Raw genomic sequence first — 19,940 nt, forward strand, 5'->3', positions numbered from 1 at the left:
TCCCTATAAAAATAAAACGTATAAAGAAGTATGATGTTAACACGTAGGAGTAGCACAGTTTCCCCCCTTGGAGGAATTCATTAGAAAACCTCGAAGTATTTGTAACAACTATTTATAAGAGGGGTGTCTGATGAACTATACAAAATTAAAAAGGATGGCAAAAAGAAAATTACTGTCACTTCCATATCGTTCAAAGCTCATATTAGTTTTTTCGCTGCTCATACTTCTAACTGCCACAATTCTTGGAAGCATTACTTATTATCAATTTGCAAAATCAAGTCAACTTCGAACAAAAGAGTATCAGCTTCAGCTTGCTGATCAAATGAATCGTAATTTAAATCGCTATATTAAAGAAATGCAGATTATCTCCTTATCCCCTTTATACGATCAAGATGTCTTGAATACTCTTAAAAATCATCAAGTGATGAAGGAAGGTGCTTCTCTTCCACCAGCAAGTGAAAGAGTAAAAATTTGGAGGTATATTTCTAGTCTCATTCATATGAGAGATGAAATTAAAGGAATCCATATTCTTGCGAACGATGGAACTGTTTTTAGTAATTTGGATTCAAATACGGTGCTACTAAAAGTGTTTGATAATAAAAGTGAGTGGATTAAAGAAATTAGGCAGGCAGATGGAGGATGGATTATTCTTCCTCTCCATCAGCCAAATTATTATATCAATAGAAAGGAGAATGTTTTTTCGGTCGCAAGACTGATTAGAGACCCAGCGACACAGAAATCTTTAGGGATTATAAAAATTGACCTGAAACAGGAACTGTTTAAAGAAATTTTATCAAATACACAGGCAAATAGCTTTATTTATATAGTAGACAAACATAATCGTTCAATTTATCCAAATAACACTAGGAAAATGATACCCGATTCGTTACTTTTACAGATTGATAAAGGAAAAAGAGATAATTATACAAAGACAATAATGGATGGACAAAGCTATATGATGGTTGCCAATACTTCGTCTTACTCCGGAATCAAGATTATTATGCTGACCCCTCGTTCTGAAATTTTTAGTGAAGTGAATCATTTACAGAAAGTACTTGTGCTCGTTGTATTACTTGGAATGATCATTTCCTCTTTACTAGGTGTCATATTGTCCAAGCCCTTAGTAGGTTCCATTCATAAATTACGTACTTCCATGCGTGAGGTAGAAAAAGGAAATTTATCACAGAGGGTCCAGATTGAATCCGGTGATGAAATAGGAGAGCTAGGCAAAGGCTTTAATCATATGGTAAATGAAATTGATCGACTCGTAACAGAAGTATACAAAACCAATCTTCGTGAGAAGGAAGCAGAAATTCGTGCATTACAAAGTCAATTAAATCCGCACTTTCTTTACAATACGTTGGAATCCATTAATATGCTAGCAATCACACAAGGAAGTTTAGATGTGTCGGATATGGTTAGTTCACTTGGGAAGTTAATGAGATATACGATAGACCATTCTTCCAAATTAGTAACATTGGGAGAAGAAATCTCGTTTATTCATTCATACGTAATGATCCAAAAGGTACGAATAGGAGAGAAGCTTCAATATCGAGAAGAAATCGATCCGTCCTTACTAGATATTTCTATTCCTAAGCTAATTTTGCAGCCACTTGTAGAAAATGCGATTATTCATGGGATTTCAGCACAGGGGGGAACGATTTTTATTAGAGGCTATAGAAAGGAAGAAAAGCTTACCCTTATTGTATCTGATAACGGGCAAGGTGTTTCCTCTAAAAAGCTAAAAGAGCTATATGAATCTATCCATTCTCCTGTACCGATCGCATCAAAAAAGTATCATGGGATTGCTTTACCCAATATTCATGAGCGGATCCAGTTGTTATATGGAAAGCAATACGGAATAGAGATTCAAAGTGAAGTGAATAACGGCTTTACGATTCAAGTGGTTTTACCTTTGATAAATGAAGGAGGGAAAAAGGTTGAAGGAAGTACTAGTCATTGAAGATGAACAGATTATTAGACAAGGGCTAAAGGTTTTACTTGAACAGGTTATCGGTGGAATTCAGGTGATAGAGGCAAAGAGTGGCGAAGAGGGGATTACAAGAATTCATCAACGGTTGCCACACCTTATTATTACAGATATCCGAATGGGAGCAATGGATGGTCTTACTTTTATAGGAAAAGCAAGGCAGGTATCTAAAGATATTCCTATTATTATCTTAAGTGGACATAATGATTTTGAATATGCCCGCACAGCCTTACGATATGGAATTACTGATTATTTATTAAAACCAGTCAACCGGATTGAGTTGTCCGAAGTCATTTCCAAGGTTTTTAAAACAAATGAAAGTACTAACGATGGTACATCGACTCAATTTCAAAAGATCCTTCAGTTTATCGATGACCATTTAAGCCAAGAAATCACATAAAAGATGATTGCAGAGCATGTATATCTTCATCCGCAATATATCGGTCAGTTGTTTAAAACAGAGCTAAATCAAACCTTTACGGACTATATAACGAATAAACGGATAAAGTATGCGCAAAAATTATTGAGGCAAACTCATTTAAAGGTGTATGAGGTAGCACAACTATCTGGATACAAAAGTGCGAAGCATTTTATGACTTTGTTTAAACAAGAGGTTGGGATGACCCCAATTCAATATCGGCAATCACTATAAAAATATCTATCAATAACGAACTATTTCTACTTTTTACAGGATATTTATTGGGGAGGTATTTGTTTTAAAATGTAGCAAAAGGGAGGGGGGAATACAATGATAAAGAAATTCGGATTGATTTTGTTGGTGATTATTTTGATAACGGTTACATCTGCGTGTTCCAGCAAGGAAAAAACAAGTGGATCAAAAGATGAAAAAGTTGAATTAACCTTTATGATTTGGGGAAATGAAGCACATCAGGAAGTATATAAGAAACTGTTAGAAAAATATTATAAAACACATCCTAATATTAAGGTGAACTTGCAAAGTGTACCTTTTCCAGATTATCAGCAAAAAATATCAGTCTTAGCAGCAGGAAGGGAATTGCCGGATGTAGGTTGGGTAGCTGAGCGGATGGTACCACAATTTATGGATAATGATATTTTAGAAGATATTACTTCATTTAAAGAGGATAAGGATTACAAGATGGATGATTTCTTTCCGTCAACATTAGATCTATTTAAAAAAGAGGATAAGCTGTATGGAATTCCTTTTTCTACGCCGCCAATGGTTATTTTTTATAACAAGGACCTATTTGTAAAAGCTGGGGAGAAAACGCCAAATGAACATTTTGCGGATGGAACATGGACGTGGGAGCAATTTGAGAAATCTGCTAAAGCGATCACAGCAGATGGTGTTTATGGCGCAAATTTCTTTCGTGATTGGAATACTTGGATTTCATTATTATCGAGAACTTGGAGTTATGGCGGGGATTTATTTAATGAGGATCAGACAAAGTTCACGTGGAATAGTCAAGAAGGTGTAGATACATTAAAAATGCTTGATCGAATGATGTTTGCAGATAAATCCCATCCAAAAGCTGGGGAACAGGTTAGCTTTGAATCAGGAAAAATAGGCATGTTTTTTGATGTATACAGTTATGTATCCAGTGCACGTGAAGTAAAGGATTTTACATGGGATATTGCGCCACTTCCAGAGGGACCAGAAGGCCGATTCCCAATGCTGGGTCAAGCAGGATACTCAATCTTTAAAGGAACAAAGCACCCGAAAGAGGCAAAAGAGCTACTGAAGTTTTTTACTAGTGAGGAAGGAATCACTGCAACATCAACATTTTTCGTACCACCACGTGAGTCAGTCCTAAGCTCTGATCAGTTTGTTAATCAACCAAATAATCCACCAAAAGAAAGTATTCAGCATGCTGTGATCGATGAAATGAACAATGCCCGTTTACAAGCAGGACATATAGAATGGCAAAAAATTGATAATGCCATCCAATTTGGATTTGATGAACTGTTTGGTCAATTGAAAAAGCCAGAGGAAATTCTTGAAGGGATGGAGAAAAAGATAGATCCATTGTTGAAATAATCGATGAGGGGGTTGTCTAATAAGGGTTCTGACCTCGGGAATTTGGGGTCAGCCCCTTTGCTTTTTAGAGTACCCGTTCGTTATTCATAGGAGTGAATGAAGTTGACTACTTCTTTAGCGCAACTATTAAAAGAAAAGAATATAGCGTTGATTGTTAGTTTACCAGAAAATAATTGGGAGCTTGCTAGGGCGGCGATTGAGTCTGGGGTGGATGCAATAAAGCTACATGTTAATGTAGAACATCGTGCCTCAGGAAATCATTTTTATGCGACAGAGGCGTATAGAACGGAATTTCACAAAATTAGAAGTGAGTTTACAGGTCCATTTGGAATTGTGCCTGGAGGGGCATTAGAGAGTATCAGTGAAAGGGAAATGAAAGAATTAATTAATTGTGGATTCGATTATTTTTCTATCTATGCGCATCATATGCCTGGTTGGATGATGTCTATTGACCAAATGGAAAAGACATTTGCTATTTCAGCTGATTATTCTTTCAATATACTCGGAAATGTGAAGAATATGGGGATAACAGCACTAGAGGCATCCATCATCCCAGGTGAAGAATATGGATTCCCTTTAACCTTTAAAGATGCTCTTGCTTATCAGAAACTTGTTCAGAAGGTGGATGTACCTGTTCTTGTGCCGTCACAACGCAAACTTACCCCTTCGGATATTCCGTTGCTCTATCAGACTGGAATTAAGGCGATTATGCTGGGAGCAATTGTTCTCGGTCATGATACGCAAAGTATAAAAAAGGCCGTATCTTCTTTTAGAAAAGCGATTGATTCGTTATAAAGGGGGAGGGAAAAATGGAAACGAACATACAGACAGAGAAGAAACTTCATTTGAGGAAAAATAAAAACCGACGAAAATTTATTGGAAGTGAGTCCTTTTATGGCTATCTATTTACGAGTCCGATGATGCTGGGGTTTCTGTTGGTCATGCTATTCCCTCTAATCTATTCAATTTATATGAGTTTAACAGATTGGAAGCTACTGAATGACCCTAATTTTATTGGAACAGAAAATTATCAAAGACTTGTAAATGATCCAGACTTTCTAGTTGTGTTAAAAAACACACTCATCTTCTCGGGTGGCTTGGTACCGATCAATATTATTTTAGCTCTGTTATTAGCCTTGCTATTACAGAGAAATCTGAAAGGAATTGGTTTATTTCGAACGACCATCTTCATTCCAGTTATGACTTCGATTGTTGTTTGGTCAATTATTTGGAAGTATATGTTTGGTACAGATGAGGGATTTATTAATCAATTGCTTGGTTGGTTAGGAATAGAAGGACCTGCATGGTTATATGATCCAAAATTAGCAATGGGGGCCGTTATTTTTGTCAGCGCGTTAAAAAATGTGGGTTTAAACATGGTCTTATTTTTAGCGGCCTTACAGCAAGTAGATAAAAACCTTTATGAAGCCTCTTATTTAGATGGAGCGAATAAATGGAAGCAATTTCAGCATGTTACCTTACCGATGATTACTCCTACTGTATTTTTGACCCTAATTTTAACGATTATTGGTTCCATGAAGGTATTTGGGCAAATTTATGTGATGACTAACGGAGGCCCGGGAAACAGTACGAAAGTATTGGTTTACTATATTTGGGAAAATGCCTTTAAACTATTTGATTTTGGATATGCTTCTGCAATTGCCATTGTTTTATTTGTCATTATTTTAGTCTTTACTCTTATTCAATGGGGGGTTAGAAAAAGGTGGGTTTTCCATGAGGAATAAAAAGAAAAATGGAATCTTAACGAGATTTACATTTTATGGTGTGCTTACTGGCCTTTCTTTAATTATGATTGTTCCATTTTTGTGGATGATTAATACTAGTTTCAAAGATCCTACAAAGATTTTTACTTTTCAGCTTATTCCTAAACCGTTTCGCTGGGAAAATTATATCGAGGTGTTAAAATCAACTCCTTTTCATCTTTTTTATTTTAATAGTTTTTATATAGCTGTATTAGTAACAATTGGAACGATATTTTTAGGCTCTTTGGCAGGATATGCTTTTGCAAAATTAAAATTCAAAGGAAGTTCTATTTTGTTTCTTTGTTTATTAAGTACGATGATGATTCCCGTTGAAGTCATTACGATTCCTTTATTTCTCTTTATGAGGGATTTAGGATTAATCAATACACATGTTCCGTTAATTGCTATACCGATCTTAGGACCTGCTGGAGTATTTGGTGTATTTGTTATGAGGCAATTCTTTTTATTAGTACCTAAAGAATTAGAGGAAGCGGCGAAATTGGATGGATGTTCATATTTCCGAATTTATTGGAACATTATGCTTCCATTGGCAAAGCCAGCGATTGCAACACTGACCATTTTTACATTTCTAACTAGCTGGAATGAATTTTATGAACCACTCATTTATATTAACTCGAAGGAATTAATGACTTTACCACTTGCTTTAGCATTATTTACCGATGAAGTAGGTACGAAATGGGAGTTATTAATGAGTGCATCCGTTATGGCAACTGTTCCATTACTAATTATCTTTTTCTTTGCCCAGAAGCAATTTATTGAAGGTGTGTCCATGACTGGAGGGAAATAAAAAGCTTTAGCTTATGAAGGGGAGTGGAGTGTTGAAGGAAAAATTAGAATATGATGTCGTTGTTGTTGGAGGCGGGCCTGCGGGTATTAATGCAGCGATTGCTTCAGGTAGAATGGGAGCTAAAACACTGTTAATTGAGCGATATGGTTTTTTAGGAGGGATGTCAACAGTTGCTTTAGTTTATCCGTGGATGACGTTCCACACAAGCTCTGGAAAGCAAGTCATTAAAGGAATCGCACAAGAAATTGTTGAACGGTTGATGGCTTGTGGAGGATCACCTGGTCATTTACGAGATACCGTTGGATTTACTAATACGGTAACTCCCTATCATCCTGAAAAATATAAGATTTTAGCGTTAGAAATGCTAGAGGAGGCGAAAGTGGATGTATTGGTGCATAGCTTTGTTGATAAGGTAGAAGTAGAAGGAAATAGCATTACCTCCATTCACTTAACGACGAAATCTGGCTCGATTCATGTAACTGGAAAAAGCTTTGTTGATACATCAGGTGATGCAGATATTGCCTATCTATCGGGGGCGCCTTGTTTAAAGGGAAGAGAAAGTGATCATAAAACTCAGCCTATGACAATGAAGTTCCGAATGCGCGGAGTAGATTTAAATAAGGTAAAGCAGGTAATGAAAGAAAACCCAAACAATTTTTATAAAAAAACGCCGATTAATGAATTAGATGAGCTTCCTTTAACAGGAGTTCAAGGCTTTTATAAGGAATGGAATGAATCAGGTGTTCCGATTAATAGAGACCAAGTATTATTCTTTGCAGGACCTGAAGAGGATGAAGTGTTAGTTAATTGCACACGTGTTCAAGGATTAGATGGTACAAATGTGTTTGATTTAACAGAAGGGGAAAAGGAAGGACGTAAACAAGTCTTAATGATGGCAGATTTTTTGAAAGAGAAAGTTCCTGGTTTTGAAAAGGCGTCAATATCTGCTGTGGGCACTCAAATTGGTATTCGAGAAACACGTAGAATAGATGGACAATACTCATTAACCATTGAGGATGTCATTGCCGGTAGGAAATATGAGGATACAATTGCTCTTAGTGGTTATCCAGTTGATATTCATGATCCTACTGGAAAAGGTGTACAGGCAAATGATATTCAAGGAGATGGAAGCTATGGTATTCCGTATCGTTGTCTCGTACCTAAAGGAATTAATAATCTACTAGTTGGTGGAAGATGTATTTCAACCACCCATGAAGCTCTGGCAACAACAAGATTATCCCCAAGCTGCATGGCAACAGGGCAAGCCGCTGGGACTGCTGCGGCCCTTTCATTAAAAGAAAGAGTTCATCCTAAAGATTTGAATATTTCTTTATTAAGAGCACGATTACGTGAGAACGGAGTAGTGTTGTGAAAAGGGGATGGGTGATCCCCTTTTTTTTGGTTGATGGATATTAGTTGGATTTAAATCAAATCAATATCCACAATTTTTTAAAAGTAATTATTGGATTGCTCCCCTTATTTTGGTTTCTCCTCAGAATATATCAATCTACCACGAAACAAAGAATGGAGCGCCGGGAAAGAGTTCTTCAATTCCCGACTCAAACACGATACTTCGTCCAAGAGATATTTTCATGTGATTCTTTCCATGAAAATTATTTGACAAAGCTCCTATGATTGCTCACTATTATATATGGACAAATGGGGCAAAAAATTTTTGCCCCCATTTTTCTACAAATGATAGTAGTTTAGCTTTTTGAACAATACTCGCCCTTTGTGGGATACGTGCTGGATAAGGCTCATTGTAGGCAGTATATTGTCATCAGAATAGCAAAGAATGCGAAGTTCATAGTTTTTCTATGAGTTTTATGGGGCATTGCTGATCAATGACTTATTGAAGAGATAATGTACGTATGTGATGAAATGAAGAAGAATGGTGTCCATTTTTGGAATATATTTTACAACATAAGATTAGCAGAGGAAAGGTAAGTTGATTATGGCGAAGATAGGACGTAATGATTTATGTACATGTGGAAGCGGGAAAAAGTATAAAAAATGCTGTGGAAAAAATAATACAGTTGTATCAATGGAACATTTGATAGAAAAAGAACTATCTGATATCCAGATGGATATTATCAAATTTGCAATGAAAAATCATCAAGAAGAGATAGATGCGAATTTGGGTAAGTACCTGAAGGAATATGATGTTCCAAAAGAGGTGAAAGAATTATATTACTTCTTTAATCTATTATGGTTTATTACTTCCGTTGAGTTAAAAGGAAAGACGATTATAGCAGAGTATATCGACGAGCATATACATACGTTTAATAGACAAAAAATCAAGGATAGTTTACAAACATGGAGAAATGTGACCCCTTCTGTATTCAAAATTCAACAACAAATGGAAAATGATTATGTGATCGTTCGAGACATCTTTACTAATGAAATAACAAAAGTGAAGGTGCTAGAAGAAGAACATAATATAGAACCAGAAGGCATGATCCTAGGAACCATCTTAACTGCAGGAGAAGAATCGTTCTTCTTTGCGACATTTTTAGATATGCCGGCTAGTGCATCAGTGAGAATAGAAGAGGGCATCATTAATTTATATAAACGAAGTGGGAAAGCAACTCCTATTCACTTTATGTCTTCCTCATTTCTTGAGGTGCTAGATTACTTTCTATTTGGGCAAGTAGAAGTATCGATTGATGATTTAGAGTGGATAGCGCCACAGCATAAGGAAGTGGCAGTCGATTACCAAGAATATATGAAAGCATACCCACTTGGTGAAACTGCTACAGAAATGGGGATACTGCTTTGGCATAAATACTGCATGATGAAAAAACCATCCATTAAAAAGTCAGCTATTTATGAAGCAGCCTTGGTTTATCTAGTTGATAGAATTCTGTCAGTGGGTGGATCCCTCACACAAAAGAAATTAGCTGATGATTTTAATGTTTCAAGCAGTAGTATTTCATCAAAATTTAAAGATCTTGAATATGTCCTTTCTGATGAAATTAAAAAATTGCATGACAAGCTTGAGCTAGATGAATTCAATTCTGGTGAAGAGGACACCATTAACTAAGTGTTAGGTTAAATAAGCATCCATAGTTCCACTAAGAAAAGAATGTTCCCTCATTGTATATTCACTGTGGGGGCATTCTTTTTTTTTTAGTTGATACTTCTTCAGGACAAAAGTTGCCCTTTGGAGAACGACATAAATATTTGCTATACTTTCCTTATAAAGACGTTAAAACGTTGTTGAAAGGACTATGACAATGAAAAAAAGTGAAATAGAATATTGGATAGAAAAACTAGAATTGATTCCTCATCCAGAGGGTGGATTTTACAAAGAAACTTTTCAATCGGGGGAAAAGGTAAATATTTATGGTGAGCGAAAGCTTTATACAAGTATTTACTTTTTATTAAGATCTCAGGATGTTTCTCATTTTCACAGATTGAAATCGGATGAATTATGGTATTTCCATGCTGGAAGTCCGTTAACCATTCATATGATTCACGAAAATGGCGAATATGAGGAAGTTAAATTAGGCTTGAATATTGAGAACGGAGAGGTGCCACAATTTTTAGTTCCGAAACACGCAATTTTCGGATCTTCAGTGTTGGAGAATGATACAGGTTCTTTAGTTGGATGTATGGTCTCCCCAGGATTTGATTTTCAAGATTTTGAACTTTTTACACAGGCAGATCTTATTTCTCAATATCCTCAACACAAGGAAATTATTAAAAAGCTGGCTTATGAGCATCTTCCGGCATAAATAATTTTTTTATAAAAATAGTCAAATAAAAGGGATATCCACTTGGGAATCCCTTTATTTTTTTCTCACAATTTACTTAGCATTCTGGATTTTTTTGCTGTAGGGTATACAGATAAAATGGATATCGCCTGAGTCTTTTAGAAAGGCTGTTTTCGCATGCTTTTGAAAAGCCCAATTGCAGGTTTTCCAAAAAGGGATTCAGAGGTCTATGGAGTTTGCAGCTCTATTCTAAGTGAAATGAAAGAAAGAGCGTTCTTGAACTTATAGTATTAGTAAAAACCTTCCTTAAATAGTAACAATGTTGGCGAAAATACACTTTAGAATTTATTCGCATAAGTTGCTTATTAAAAAAGAAGGGGCTGTCTTTTCAGACAGCCCTTTAATGGCAATGATAAAATTAATTTCTATCACCAAACAAACAATCCAACAATCATCGCACTTAGTAAAGATACGGCCATACCACTGACTAAAAGCTTCCATACATTTTTCCCGATGATGCTTGAACTGCTTTCTCCGAAAATGGAGTTATATGTCCCATAGATCATGCCGACTGTACTAAAGTTGGCAAATGAGGTTAAGAATGTAACGGTTACGGCAACTGTATGTGGTGACATGTCTTTCAAATGGTTTTTTAAGTCCATCATGGCAACAAATTCGTTTGTTGAGATTTTGATTCCCATTAATGAGGCAACATACATGGCATCGTGACTTCCTAATCCAAGTAGGAAAGCGAATGGGCTGAAAATAATTCCGAAAATCTTTTGAATGGTTAAACCATGAATGAAGAATCCTAGAATCCCGTTAAGACATGTGGTTAATGCAACATATCCGATAACCATTGCTAGGATAACAATAACCATTTTAATTCCGACGAGCATACTGTTTGAAATCGTAGAAAAGAAGTCCTTTTTCTCCTCTTTCGGTGGAACATAGACGATATCCTCTTCTTTGCTAACATCAACTGGGTTTAAAATACTGGCTAATAGCAGGGCATTTAAACAGTTTAATGGAATCGCTGCAAATACGTATTCAGCAGGTACCATTGTTAAGTAAGCTCCGATGATTGATCCACTGATACTGCTCATACTCATAATACCGAATGTTAAAAGACGCTGACTTTTCAGCACCATTAGCTGCTCACGAATAACGGCTAAGGCTTCTGTATTTCCTAAAAACATCATTTGAATTGAGAAGAAGCTTTCCATTTTTGGCAAACCAGAAATTTTTGAGATGACCCAGCCTACTTTATCAATGATCCAAGTCATAATTCCAAAATAAGATAAAATATCGAAGAATGTTACTATGAAAATGATTGGCATTAAAGCACTAAAGAAGAAATCAACGGTCTCGTTTGCCATTACTGATGGAAAAGCAAACGAAATTCCAGCATTTGCACATGAAACTAACCAAGTAAAGAATCTAGCAATTTGATTAATAATCCATGTTCCAACGGGGGTGCTTAACATAAACCATGTAATGATCAGTTCAACAATAAACAGACTAACAAGCGGTCGCCACTTTATTTTTCGCTTAGCTGGTGAACAAAGGAATACAAGTCCTGCAACAATTAGTACACCTAATATATTTAATAAAAAGAACAAGTCATCAACCCCAGTTATATTTTATTTGATAAATAAAAAACTCTTATTCTTTCATACCTTCAGTCGACTGACAGAAAGCATGAAAAAATAAGAGTTTTTAAATAATTGGGATACTAAGAATTAGTTGCTCTTAAGGTAGGAGCAATTAATTAAATGTATTCATAATCTCTCATTATTCATACTTCCTTGTAGTCTAGCATTTTATCGGCTGCCAGGTAGAAACTATCAGACCATTACCACTGATATTATACAAGGATATTAATTTGTGTTTTTAAGAATAAACACATTCTAACTTAGAGTTGGTTATGAATCAATGGAAATACGAGATGTTTTAATATTTATATTATTATTAAAAGTTAGTTATGTAATTTTGTTAATAGTTGACAAGGTTCGAATTATTGATATATTAGAATAATCTTGTATAATGGGTGTGAAATCAATGGAAAAGGAGAACGACATGAAAAAGAATATTTATTTTAATCATGATGGTGGAGTCGATGACTTAATTTCGTTATTCTTATTGTTGAAAATGGAGAATGTTAAGCTAACGGGTGTATCGGTTATTCCAGCAGATTGCTATTTGGAGCCTGCTGTGTTTGCAAGTAGAAAAATCATTGATCGCTTCGGACAGGGTGGTCTGGATGTAGCCGAATCCAATTCTCGTGGGAAAAATCCTTTTCCAAAAGATTGGCGTATGCATGCATTTTATGTCGATGCTTTGCCTATTTTAAATGAATCAGGAAAAGTCGAAACTCCTGTAGCTGAGAAGCCTGCACATCTTCATATGATTGATTGCCTTCGAGCGACAGAGGGAAAAACGACTTTATTATTTACTGGGCCACTTACTGATCTTGCCCGTGCATTAGATGTAGCACCTGATATTGAGGAAAAAATTGAACGACTTGTTTGGATGGGAGGCACTTTCCGTGAAGCAGGAAATGTAGCCGAGCCTGAGCATGATGGGACTGCGGAATGGAATGTATTTTGGGATCCGGAATCAGCTGGACGTGTATGGGAATCGAAGATAGAAATTGATTTAGTCGCCCTTGAAAGCACGAACCAAGTACCACTTACGGTTGACGTTCGGAATCGTTGGGCAGCGGAGCGTAAATACATTGGTGTCGACTTTCTTGGCCAATGCTATGCAATGGTACCACCACTTGTGCACTTTGCAACCAACTCAACCTATTACTTATGGGATGTGTTAACAACAGCATTTGTTGGCAATAGTGATCTAGTGAAGGTTAAACGGATCAACAGCATTGTTCACACAAGTGGACCAAGCCAAGGCCGAACAGTTGAAACAGATGAGGGACGCCCAGTCAATCTCGTTTACGATGTAAATCGTGATGAATTCTTTGACTATATAACAGAATTGGCTAAACAAGCGTAATTGTTCTTTACTACTTTAAAGCGGTGGGGGTCAGACCCCCACTGCTTTTATTGCTGGTCATTTCGATATTGTTTTGGAGTGAGTCCGGTGAATTTTTTGAATATCTTGATGAAGTAGCTTTGGTCGTTGAAGCTTAGCCATGCACTGATGTCGGATATCGGGTAATTGGTTAGTGTTAGTAGCTTTTTTGCTTCGTCTATTCGTTGTTGTTGAATATATTCACTGATAGATTGGCCTACTTCTTTTTTAAAGAGTGAGGATAGATAATTTGAACTTAAGTGACTGATCTCGGCTAGTTGATCCAATGTAATATCCTCATACAAATGGTTATAGATGTACTGTTGACAGATTGCGATGGCCGTAGAATATTTTTGCTGATTGGCTTCGTATACGCGATTAGTGAAGTCATAAATGGCCTCTTCCATCAACGTTAATATTGCGTTTATGTGTTCCAGCTCTTCTAGCTGTTGAATATAGAAATCACTTAATGTGAACGCGGTTTCTTCATTTAATCCACCTTCAATTGCTGCTCTACATACAAGGGCAATTCCAGTAATCATTAAATTCTTTTCGCTTCTTATACGGCTCCGTTTAGATAATAAGCCTAGCTCCGCTTCCCCTACAATCGAGTAATTTATGATTTCCTTTAATTGATCTTTACGACCTTTTCTTACATAGTCCAGTAGCACTCTTTCATAGGAAAGATTTGTATGAAAAATAGAATTTCGACGACCTTTTGAGAGTTCAAGCTCGGAATTTTCAATTTGAGCATGAAATGATGCGAGCTCCTTGTTATTTTGAATCACTATTGAAGAATCTAATGGTTGATGATAGATCGTGTAATAAACTAATAAACTGAGTGAAAGAAATGCCGGTTGATCAATGATGGGTAATGATTGATAAAATTCAATCAGTTTTCTTTTATTAGGGTTGTCTTTATATGTATCCATAATAATACGAATGCTCTCATCGGATATTTCACTTTTTAAAGATGGACCAATGATGAGAGAACCTAAATATTGCTTGTTTTCCTGCAGGTGAATAATAAAAAAATTCATTTCTGCTTTCGTAAAAAAGATAGGGAATTCCTCTGGATTCTTCTGATAGGAATGGACTACTAGTAGCTCCTTCAACGGAATATAATAGGGTCCATTTCGAATGTCACTTGATAAATATTCATATTCAAATTCTTGGAATGAATTAAGAAAAAACACCGAAATTTGATGGGTATCATGTAAAAGTTTGCAAATATATGGTAAATCAGTTAAGGAGTTTTTCATCTGAATTCCTCATTTCGTATGTTGTAACAAAAAAATGAAGGCGATTATATTTTTTATCTATATATTAAAAAAATACTATTTTGCGTAAAAAAAGTACAATAAATCAATACGAATAAGTAATACAATTTTCTATGTAAACCAAGTCAAAAAAGATAGGGGAGAAAAAAACATGGAATTATTAAACAAAATTGCAATTATAACTGGCGCTGGAAGTGGGATTGGAAGAGCGAGTAGTCTTAAACTTGCAAACAATGGTGCAAAGGTTGTATTAGTAGATTTCAACAAGGAATCAGGGGAAGAAACATTAAAGTTGGTAAAAGAACAGGGTGGAGAAGGAATCTTTGTTCAAGCAGATGTATCTAAAAGTGAAGATGTAAAGCGTTATGTTAATGAGGCAGTTGAAACATTTGGACGTATTGATATTTTCTTCAACAATGCAGGGATCATTCAAAAGTTTGCTCCACTTACTGAAATAGAGGAATCAGAATTTGATCGTCTAGTTTCTGTTAATATAAAAGGTGTGTTTTTAGGATTGCAACATGTGATAAAAGTGATGGAAAGCCAAGGAAGCGGTTCAATCATTAATACTGCATCAACGGCTGGTATCCGCAGTGAACACAGCCTAGCAGCTTACTCTGCGACAAAACATGCGGTAGTTGGTTTAACGAAATCAGCTTCATTGGAATATGTGAAAAAGGGCATTCGTATTAATGCCATTTGCCCTGGTGGTGTTCAAACAGGTATCACAAAAAGTGTGGCAGAAATGTTTGAAACATCTGGTTATGTTCCAGAAGAAATTCCAAACATGAGAATCGGTCGTTATGCCGAACCTGAAGAATTAGCAGAAATGGTTTCCTTCCTAGCATCGGATCGTGCAAGCTATATGACAGGATCCATTGTTGTTGTCGATGGCGGCTTAACATTATAGAAAATTCGAAAGTCAAATAGATGTGAAAAGCCCTGTCCGAGATTATCTCAGCAGGGCTTTCAGTCATTTTATGAGCAGCTGTTTCAAGCAAATACAAGCTTATTTCACTCCAGTGGAACCTAGTCCACCTCTGTTTTCATTTCCTAAGTGGTCAACCTCTATTAGTTCAACAGCTGGCATTTTTTCCATGATTCTAAATTGGCAAATTCGATCGTTGAATTCAATGACAGTATCACGTAAGGCATATGCGGGGAAAAACCATTGGTCATTATCACCTTTATAAGATTCATCAATAACTCCCATCGAATTGGTTTCGATTATCCCGAAGTTTTTGAATGTGCTTGAACGTGGGACAATATGTGCTTCATAGCCTTCAGGTATTTCCATAGCTACCCCTAGTGGAATTAATTTAAATTCATCCTTTTTCATTTCAATTGTTTGTGCTGCACGTAAATCTAACCAGTCACCTTGCACAATTTTATTAATTCTCGTTAATTTTTCATCAAAATACTTTATCTTAATTTGCATGATATTTCTCCTTTTCTGTTGAATAAAAAATAGGGTCGTCCAAAAAGCGAAGAGGTTAGACCCCCAAGACAACCCTATCTATCATTTGCTTAATAGTTATAATCTGATTCCTTCATATCTTCAACAACGGAAAGTAAATAGCCATTCCCAACTGTTGAGAAGAAATCATGATTCGTTGTTCCCGTAGATAATCCATTCATGACAATCGGATTCACGTCATCTGCAGAATCTGGGAAAAGAGGTGATAAGCCTAGATTCATTAATGCTTTATTTGCATTGTATCGTAAGAACACTTTAACATCCTCTGTCCAACCAACTTCATCATATAAAGCTTCTGTATATTTCACTTCGTTCTCATATAATTGATAAAGCAATGAATAAGTCCAAGATTTGATTTCTTCTTTTTCCGTATCTGATAATTGATCAAAGCCGATCTTAAATTTATATCCAATGTATGCACCATGTGCTGATTCATCTCTAATGATCAGCTTAATGACTTCAGCAACATTAATTAATTTTGCTCTTCCTAAATAATATAATGGCGTGTAGAACCCTGAGTAGAATAAAAATGACTCTAAGAAAACACTGGCAACTTTCTTTTCAAGCGGCGTACCATTCTTATATATTTCGTCAATGATCCGTGCTTTATTTTGCAGAAGATCATTTTCTCTAGCCCATCTAAATATATCCTCAATTTCTTTTTTCGTATTCAATGTACTAAAAATAGATGAGTAGCTTCGTGCATGCTCAGATTCCATAAATTGAATATTATTTAGGACGGCGATCTCATGTTGTGTTTTTGCATCTTTTCTCAATGCATCGATTCCGTTTTCTGATTGAAGGGTATCTAGCATGGTTAATCCGCCAAATACTTTTTCCACCAAACGCTTCTCAGGGTCCGGCAATTTTGTCCAATCCGATTTATCCTTTGATACAGGCATACGAGTTGATAACCAAAATTGTTCAGTTAATTTCTCATACGTAATTTTATCTAACATATCTTCTATATTGTTCCAATTTATCGCTTCATAATAATCCCATTCTTTTGACATTCGAATCCTCCTTAAATACTGCACGATTCACAATAATTAGCTCCAACCTCGGTTCCATCATCCGTATAGGTTCTAATATAGTAAACCGACTTAATCCCTTGTTTCCAAGCATAGTTTCTTAAGATACTTAAGTCTCTAGTTGTTTTCTTAGTAGGATATTCGCTATCAATTTTCCATTCATACATTCCGTATGGGAGTTCTGATCTCAAAAATAAAGTCATACTTAAACCTTGATCAACATGTTTTTGGGCAGTGGCATAGGTGTCGATAATTTTCCTTTGATCAATATCATAGGCAGATTCATAGTAAGGAATCGTTTCATCAGATAGATAAGGTGCAGGATAATAAACCTTACCACGTTTTCCTTCTGTACGTTCCTCAATTCGTTGCGTAATTGGGTGGATGGATGCAGTCGCTTCGTTGACATATGAAATCGATCCTGTTGGTGCAACTGCGAGTCTATAGGCATTATAAAGTCCATGCTCCATGACTGACTCTTTTAATTGAAGCCAATCCTTGTGACGAGGGATAAAGATATCTTTAAATAAATCTTTAACTTTCTCATGCTTAAACTCGAATTCAGGCTCCTCTAAATACTTGTTAAAATATTCACCCGTAGCATATTTTGATTTTTCAAATTCACTAAAAACTTGTCCAGTTTCTATTGAAATATTATTGCTCTCTACTAAAGTCCAATAGTTTAATAGCATGAAATAAATATCAGTGAATTCTAATGCTTCAGGAGAACCATAATGAATTTTACTTTTTGCTAAAAACCCATGTAAATTCATAGCCCCTAAACCTACTGAATGGTACATATCATTCCCATTTTTAACAGGAGGAACAACATCAATTTTTGAATTGTCTGTTACGTAAGTTAAGGCACGGAGCATCGTTCTTACAGATTTTCCAAAGTCAGGTGACGACATTAAGTTGACGACATTCGTTGATCCTAAATTACAGCTAACATCGTTTCCTAAAATTTCATAGGTTTGATCATTATTAATCATTGAGTCTCTTTGCACTTGGAAAATTTCTGTACATAAATTGGACATGATCACTTTTCCATCAATCGGATTTGCACGATTAACTGTATCAATATTGATGATATAAGGATATCCACTTTCATTTTGCAGATTACTAATTTCAGTCTCTAAATCCCTAGCTTTGATTTTTGATTTACGAATATTAGGATTTTCAACCATTTTGTCATATTCTTTAGTGATATCTATATAAGCGAATGGTTTGCCATAAACCTTTTCGACATCATGTGGTGAGAATAGATACATATAGTCATTGTTCTTAATTAATTCATAGAATTTATCTGGAACGATTAAACCAAGTGAGAGTGTTTTAATCCGTACTTTCTCATCCGCATTTTCTTTACGAACAGATAGGAAGTCTACAATGTCGGGATGGAAGACATTTAAATAAACGACACCCGCGCCATCTCTGGCACCACCTTGATTGGCATAGGAAAAGGCATCTTCAAACAATTTCATAACAGGTACGACCCCATCAGCCAATCCATAAACCCCTCTAATTGGATCATTATTCGCACGAATATTGGATAAACTAATACCAACACCACCGCCTAATTTCGAAAGCTGCAATGCTGAATTAATACTTCTACCAATTGAGTTCATATCATCTGATACGGTTAATAAGAAGCATGAAACCATTTCTCCCGCTCTTTTTTTACCGATATTTAAAAAGGTAGGTGTAGCAGGTTGATATCGTTGATGAATTAATTCATCGGCAAAGTCTAATGCCAATTGTTCATTGCCATCCGCTAATGCAAGGGCATTAAATGCTAATCTATCTTCATATCTTTCTAGAAATCTTTTACCATCATTCGTTTTCATCGCATATTGTGAATAAAACTTATATGCGCCCATAAAGGTGCGAAAACGGAATTTTTTATTATAAATCTTTTTGAATAATTTTTTAACAAAATCGCGAGTATATTTTGTTAAGAAGTCTTCTTTAATGTATTCATTTTCAACTAGATAGTCTAATTTTTCATCTAATGTATAGAAGAAAACGGTATTTGGGTTAACATATTCTAAAAAGTATGCTTTTACAGCTTCTTTATCTTTATCTAATTGAATTCTCCCGTCCTTCGGTATATTCAAAAGGTTATTTAAAGTAAAGAATGTATCCTCTTTTACTTTTTTACTTAACGCTGGCGATTCCAAATTCATTCACTTCCTTCTTAAAATTAATGATATCGTTATCGGTTCCACTAAATTCAAATGTAAAAATTAATGGTTTTCTATATTTTAATGATAGATCCTTTGCATTAAAGCAATATTTATCATCATAATTTAAACTTCCACTACCTACAAATCCTTTTAGATAGTCTTGATTATTTTTATAATCGATAAATGAACTAATAATTTCTGTAATATCGTCATCATAGGAAGGGGCAATGACGATGAAATCTTCGTTAATCTCTGATAATGGATTGGTGTAACTAAGTTCAAAAGAGTCAAAACTAGTTCTCCTAACAAAGTTCCGAACATTACCAGTTAACGAAAGATAAACGATTAGCATTAATTAGCAAGTTCCTTTAATTTATCAGGTTGAAAACCAGTAAATGGTTCTTGCCCCTCTACTACCACAACTGGCATTTGACGAAGCCCTAGTGTATTAACAACAAAATCATATGCCTTTTGATCCTCTTCCACATTAAATGTGTCAAACTCAATACCTTCCCCCTTCAAAACGACCTTCGTCATCTCACACTGAGGACAACCATTCTTTGTATACACCGTAACTTTCGACATAATCTATACCACCATTCTACATATTTTTCATATCATATTATGTAATTATAACAA

General features: G+C 35.6%; 19 protein-coding genes and 1 riboswitch. Of the genes, 12 read left to right on the top strand and 7 right to left on the bottom strand.

Going from position 1 to position 19,940, the window contains the following annotated elements:
* Positions 1-130 precede the first annotated feature (130 nt).
* From MHI39_RS03870 to MHI39_RS03915, 10 genes are all read left to right on the top strand, one after another.
* Positions 131-1,963, top strand: coding sequence for a sensor histidine kinase (locus MHI39_RS03870; RefSeq protein ID WP_342540719.1), 1,833 nt, complete (start codon positions 131-133; stop codon positions 1,961-1,963).
* Complete coding sequence (locus MHI39_RS03875) at positions 1,941-2,390, top strand: response regulator (RefSeq protein WP_342540720.1); 450 nt, start codon at positions 1,941-1,943, stop codon at positions 2,388-2,390. The genes MHI39_RS03870 and MHI39_RS03875 overlap by 23 nt, the downstream gene beginning before the upstream one ends.
* 3 nt (positions 2,391-2,393) lie before the next feature.
* Positions 2,394-2,642, top strand: a complete 249-nt coding sequence (locus tag MHI39_RS03880; RefSeq protein WP_342540721.1) for a helix-turn-helix transcriptional regulator — start codon at positions 2,394-2,396, stop codon at positions 2,640-2,642.
* Between the two features lie 96 nt (positions 2,643-2,738).
* Complete coding sequence (locus MHI39_RS03885) at positions 2,739-4,007, top strand: sugar ABC transporter substrate-binding protein (RefSeq protein WP_180212249.1); 1,269 nt, start codon at positions 2,739-2,741, stop codon at positions 4,005-4,007.
* A 102-nt stretch (positions 4,008-4,109) separates the two neighbouring features.
* A complete protein-coding gene (locus MHI39_RS03890; RefSeq protein ID WP_257234079.1) occupies positions 4,110-4,802 on the top strand; it encodes a hypothetical protein in 693 nt (230 codons plus the stop codon).
* A 122-nt stretch (positions 4,803-4,924) separates the two neighbouring features.
* Positions 4,925-5,752: a sugar ABC transporter permease gene (locus MHI39_RS03895; RefSeq protein WP_235813356.1), complete on the top strand. Its 828-nt coding sequence runs from the start codon at positions 4,925-4,927 to the stop codon at positions 5,750-5,752.
* Positions 5,742-6,578 (top strand): carbohydrate ABC transporter permease, encoded by an 837-nt coding sequence (locus tag MHI39_RS03900; protein WP_078109627.1) that lies wholly within the window; start codon positions 5,742-5,744, stop codon positions 6,576-6,578. The genes MHI39_RS03895 and MHI39_RS03900 overlap by 11 nt, the downstream gene beginning before the upstream one ends.
* Positions 6,579-6,609: 31 nt before the next feature.
* Positions 6,610-7,950 (top strand): FAD-dependent oxidoreductase, encoded by a 1,341-nt coding sequence (locus MHI39_RS03905; protein ID WP_342540722.1) that lies wholly within the window; start codon positions 6,610-6,612, stop codon positions 7,948-7,950.
* A 582-nt stretch (positions 7,951-8,532) separates the two neighbouring features.
* Positions 8,533-9,621, top strand: a complete 1,089-nt coding sequence (locus MHI39_RS03910; protein WP_342540723.1) for an SEC-C metal-binding domain-containing protein — start codon at positions 8,533-8,535, stop codon at positions 9,619-9,621.
* Between the two features lie 193 nt (positions 9,622-9,814).
* Positions 9,815-10,315 (top strand): cupin domain-containing protein, encoded by a 501-nt coding sequence (locus MHI39_RS03915; RefSeq protein ID WP_259548928.1) that lies wholly within the window; start codon positions 9,815-9,817, stop codon positions 10,313-10,315.
* 407 nt (positions 10,316-10,722) lie between these two features.
* Here MHI39_RS03915 and MHI39_RS03920 read toward each other — a convergent pair whose 3' ends face one another.
* On the bottom strand, positions 10,723-11,916 hold the full coding sequence (locus MHI39_RS03920; RefSeq protein WP_280617000.1) for a nucleoside transporter C-terminal domain-containing protein: 1,194 nt from the start codon (positions 11,914-11,916) through the stop codon (positions 10,723-10,725).
* 169 nt (positions 11,917-12,085) lie between these two features.
* Positions 12,086-12,189, bottom strand: a riboswitch (purine riboswitch).
* Between the two features lie 184 nt (positions 12,190-12,373).
* On the opposite strand from MHI39_RS03920, the gene MHI39_RS03925 reads away from it, so the two are divergent.
* Positions 12,374-13,309, top strand: a complete 936-nt coding sequence (locus MHI39_RS03925) for a nucleoside hydrolase (RefSeq protein ID WP_342540724.1) — start codon at positions 12,374-12,376, stop codon at positions 13,307-13,309.
* A gap of 47 nt (positions 13,310-13,356) precedes the next feature.
* On the opposite strand, the gene MHI39_RS03930 is transcribed toward MHI39_RS03925, so the two are convergent.
* Entirely contained in the window at positions 13,357-14,589 is a 1,233-nt protein-coding gene (locus tag MHI39_RS03930) for a helix-turn-helix domain-containing protein (RefSeq protein WP_342540725.1), read from the bottom strand.
* A 169-nt stretch (positions 14,590-14,758) separates the two neighbouring features.
* Here MHI39_RS03930 and MHI39_RS03935 point away from each other — a divergent pair, with 169 nt between their 5' ends.
* Entirely contained in the window at positions 14,759-15,517 is a 759-nt protein-coding gene (locus MHI39_RS03935) for a glucose 1-dehydrogenase (protein WP_071974743.1), read from the top strand.
* 99 nt (positions 15,518-15,616) lie between these two features.
* Here MHI39_RS03935 and MHI39_RS03940 read toward each other — a convergent pair whose 3' ends face one another.
* From MHI39_RS03940 to MHI39_RS03960, 5 genes are all read right to left on the bottom strand, one after another.
* Positions 15,617-16,045: a dUTP diphosphatase gene (locus MHI39_RS03940; RefSeq protein WP_180212244.1), complete on the bottom strand. Its 429-nt coding sequence runs from the start codon at positions 16,043-16,045 to the stop codon at positions 15,617-15,619.
* A gap of 89 nt (positions 16,046-16,134) precedes the next feature.
* Complete coding sequence (gene nrdF, locus MHI39_RS03945) at positions 16,135-17,097, bottom strand: class 1b ribonucleoside-diphosphate reductase subunit beta (protein ID WP_058004631.1); 963 nt, start codon at positions 17,095-17,097, stop codon at positions 16,135-16,137.
* An 11-nt stretch (positions 17,098-17,108) separates the two neighbouring features.
* The gene (gene nrdE / locus MHI39_RS03950) at positions 17,109-19,301 is read right to left on the bottom strand and encodes a class 1b ribonucleoside-diphosphate reductase subunit alpha (RefSeq protein WP_180212243.1); all 2,193 of its coding nucleotides are present in this window, start codon (positions 19,299-19,301) and stop codon (positions 17,109-17,111) included.
* On the bottom strand, positions 19,273-19,653 hold the full coding sequence (locus tag MHI39_RS03955; RefSeq protein ID WP_342540726.1) for a class Ib ribonucleoside-diphosphate reductase assembly flavoprotein NrdI: 381 nt from the start codon (positions 19,651-19,653) through the stop codon (positions 19,273-19,275). Before MHI39_RS03955 ends, nrdE begins: the two co-directional genes overlap by 29 nt.
* The gene (locus MHI39_RS03960) at positions 19,653-19,886 is read right to left on the bottom strand and encodes a glutaredoxin domain-containing protein (protein ID WP_058004634.1); all 234 of its coding nucleotides are present in this window, start codon (positions 19,884-19,886) and stop codon (positions 19,653-19,655) included. The genes MHI39_RS03955 and MHI39_RS03960 overlap by 1 nt, the downstream gene beginning before the upstream one ends.
* Positions 19,887-19,940: the final 54 nt, after the last annotated feature.

Source organism: Heyndrickxia sp. FSL K6-6286 (genome assembly GCF_038630395.1).
GTDB lineage: Bacteria > Bacillota > Bacilli > Bacillales > Bacillaceae_C > Heyndrickxia > Heyndrickxia oleronia.

Coding starts and splice junctions, on each gene's coding strand:
- MHI39_RS03870 (WP_342540719.1), top strand. CDS start 131: ATGAACTATACAAAATTAAAAAGGATGGCAAAAAGAAAATTACTGTCA.
- MHI39_RS03880 (WP_342540721.1), top strand. CDS start 2,394: ATGATTGCAGAGCATGTATATCTTCATCCGCAATATATCGGTCAGTTG.
- MHI39_RS03885 (WP_180212249.1), top strand. CDS start 2,739: ATGATAAAGAAATTCGGATTGATTTTGTTGGTGATTATTTTGATAACG.
- MHI39_RS03895 (WP_235813356.1), top strand. CDS start 4,925: ATGATGCTGGGGTTTCTGTTGGTCATGCTATTCCCTCTAATCTATTCA.
- MHI39_RS03900 (WP_078109627.1), top strand. CDS start 5,742: ATGAGGAATAAAAAGAAAAATGGAATCTTAACGAGATTTACATTTTAT.
- MHI39_RS03910 (WP_342540723.1), top strand. CDS start 8,533: ATGGCGAAGATAGGACGTAATGATTTATGTACATGTGGAAGCGGGAAA.
- MHI39_RS03915 (WP_259548928.1), top strand. CDS start 9,815: ATGAAAAAAAGTGAAATAGAATATTGGATAGAAAAACTAGAATTGATT.
- MHI39_RS03925 (WP_342540724.1), top strand. CDS start 12,374: ATGAAAAAGAATATTTATTTTAATCATGATGGTGGAGTCGATGACTTA.
- MHI39_RS03930 (WP_342540725.1), bottom strand. CDS start 14,589: ATGAAAAACTCCTTAACTGATTTACCATATATTTGCAAACTTTTACAT.
- MHI39_RS03935 (WP_071974743.1), top strand. CDS start 14,759: ATGGAATTATTAAACAAAATTGCAATTATAACTGGCGCTGGAAGTGGG.
- MHI39_RS03940 (WP_180212244.1), bottom strand. CDS start 16,045: ATGCAAATTAAGATAAAGTATTTTGATGAAAAATTAACGAGAATTAAT.
- nrdF (WP_058004631.1), bottom strand. CDS start 17,097: ATGTCAAAAGAATGGGATTATTATGAAGCGATAAATTGGAACAATATA.
- nrdE (WP_180212243.1), bottom strand. CDS start 19,301: ATGAATTTGGAATCGCCAGCGTTAAGTAAAAAAGTAAAAGAGGATACA.
- MHI39_RS03955 (WP_342540726.1), bottom strand. CDS start 19,653: ATGCTAATCGTTTATCTTTCGTTAACTGGTAATGTTCGGAACTTTGTT.
- MHI39_RS03960 (WP_058004634.1), bottom strand. CDS start 19,886: ATGTCGAAAGTTACGGTGTATACAAAGAATGGTTGTCCTCAGTGTGAG.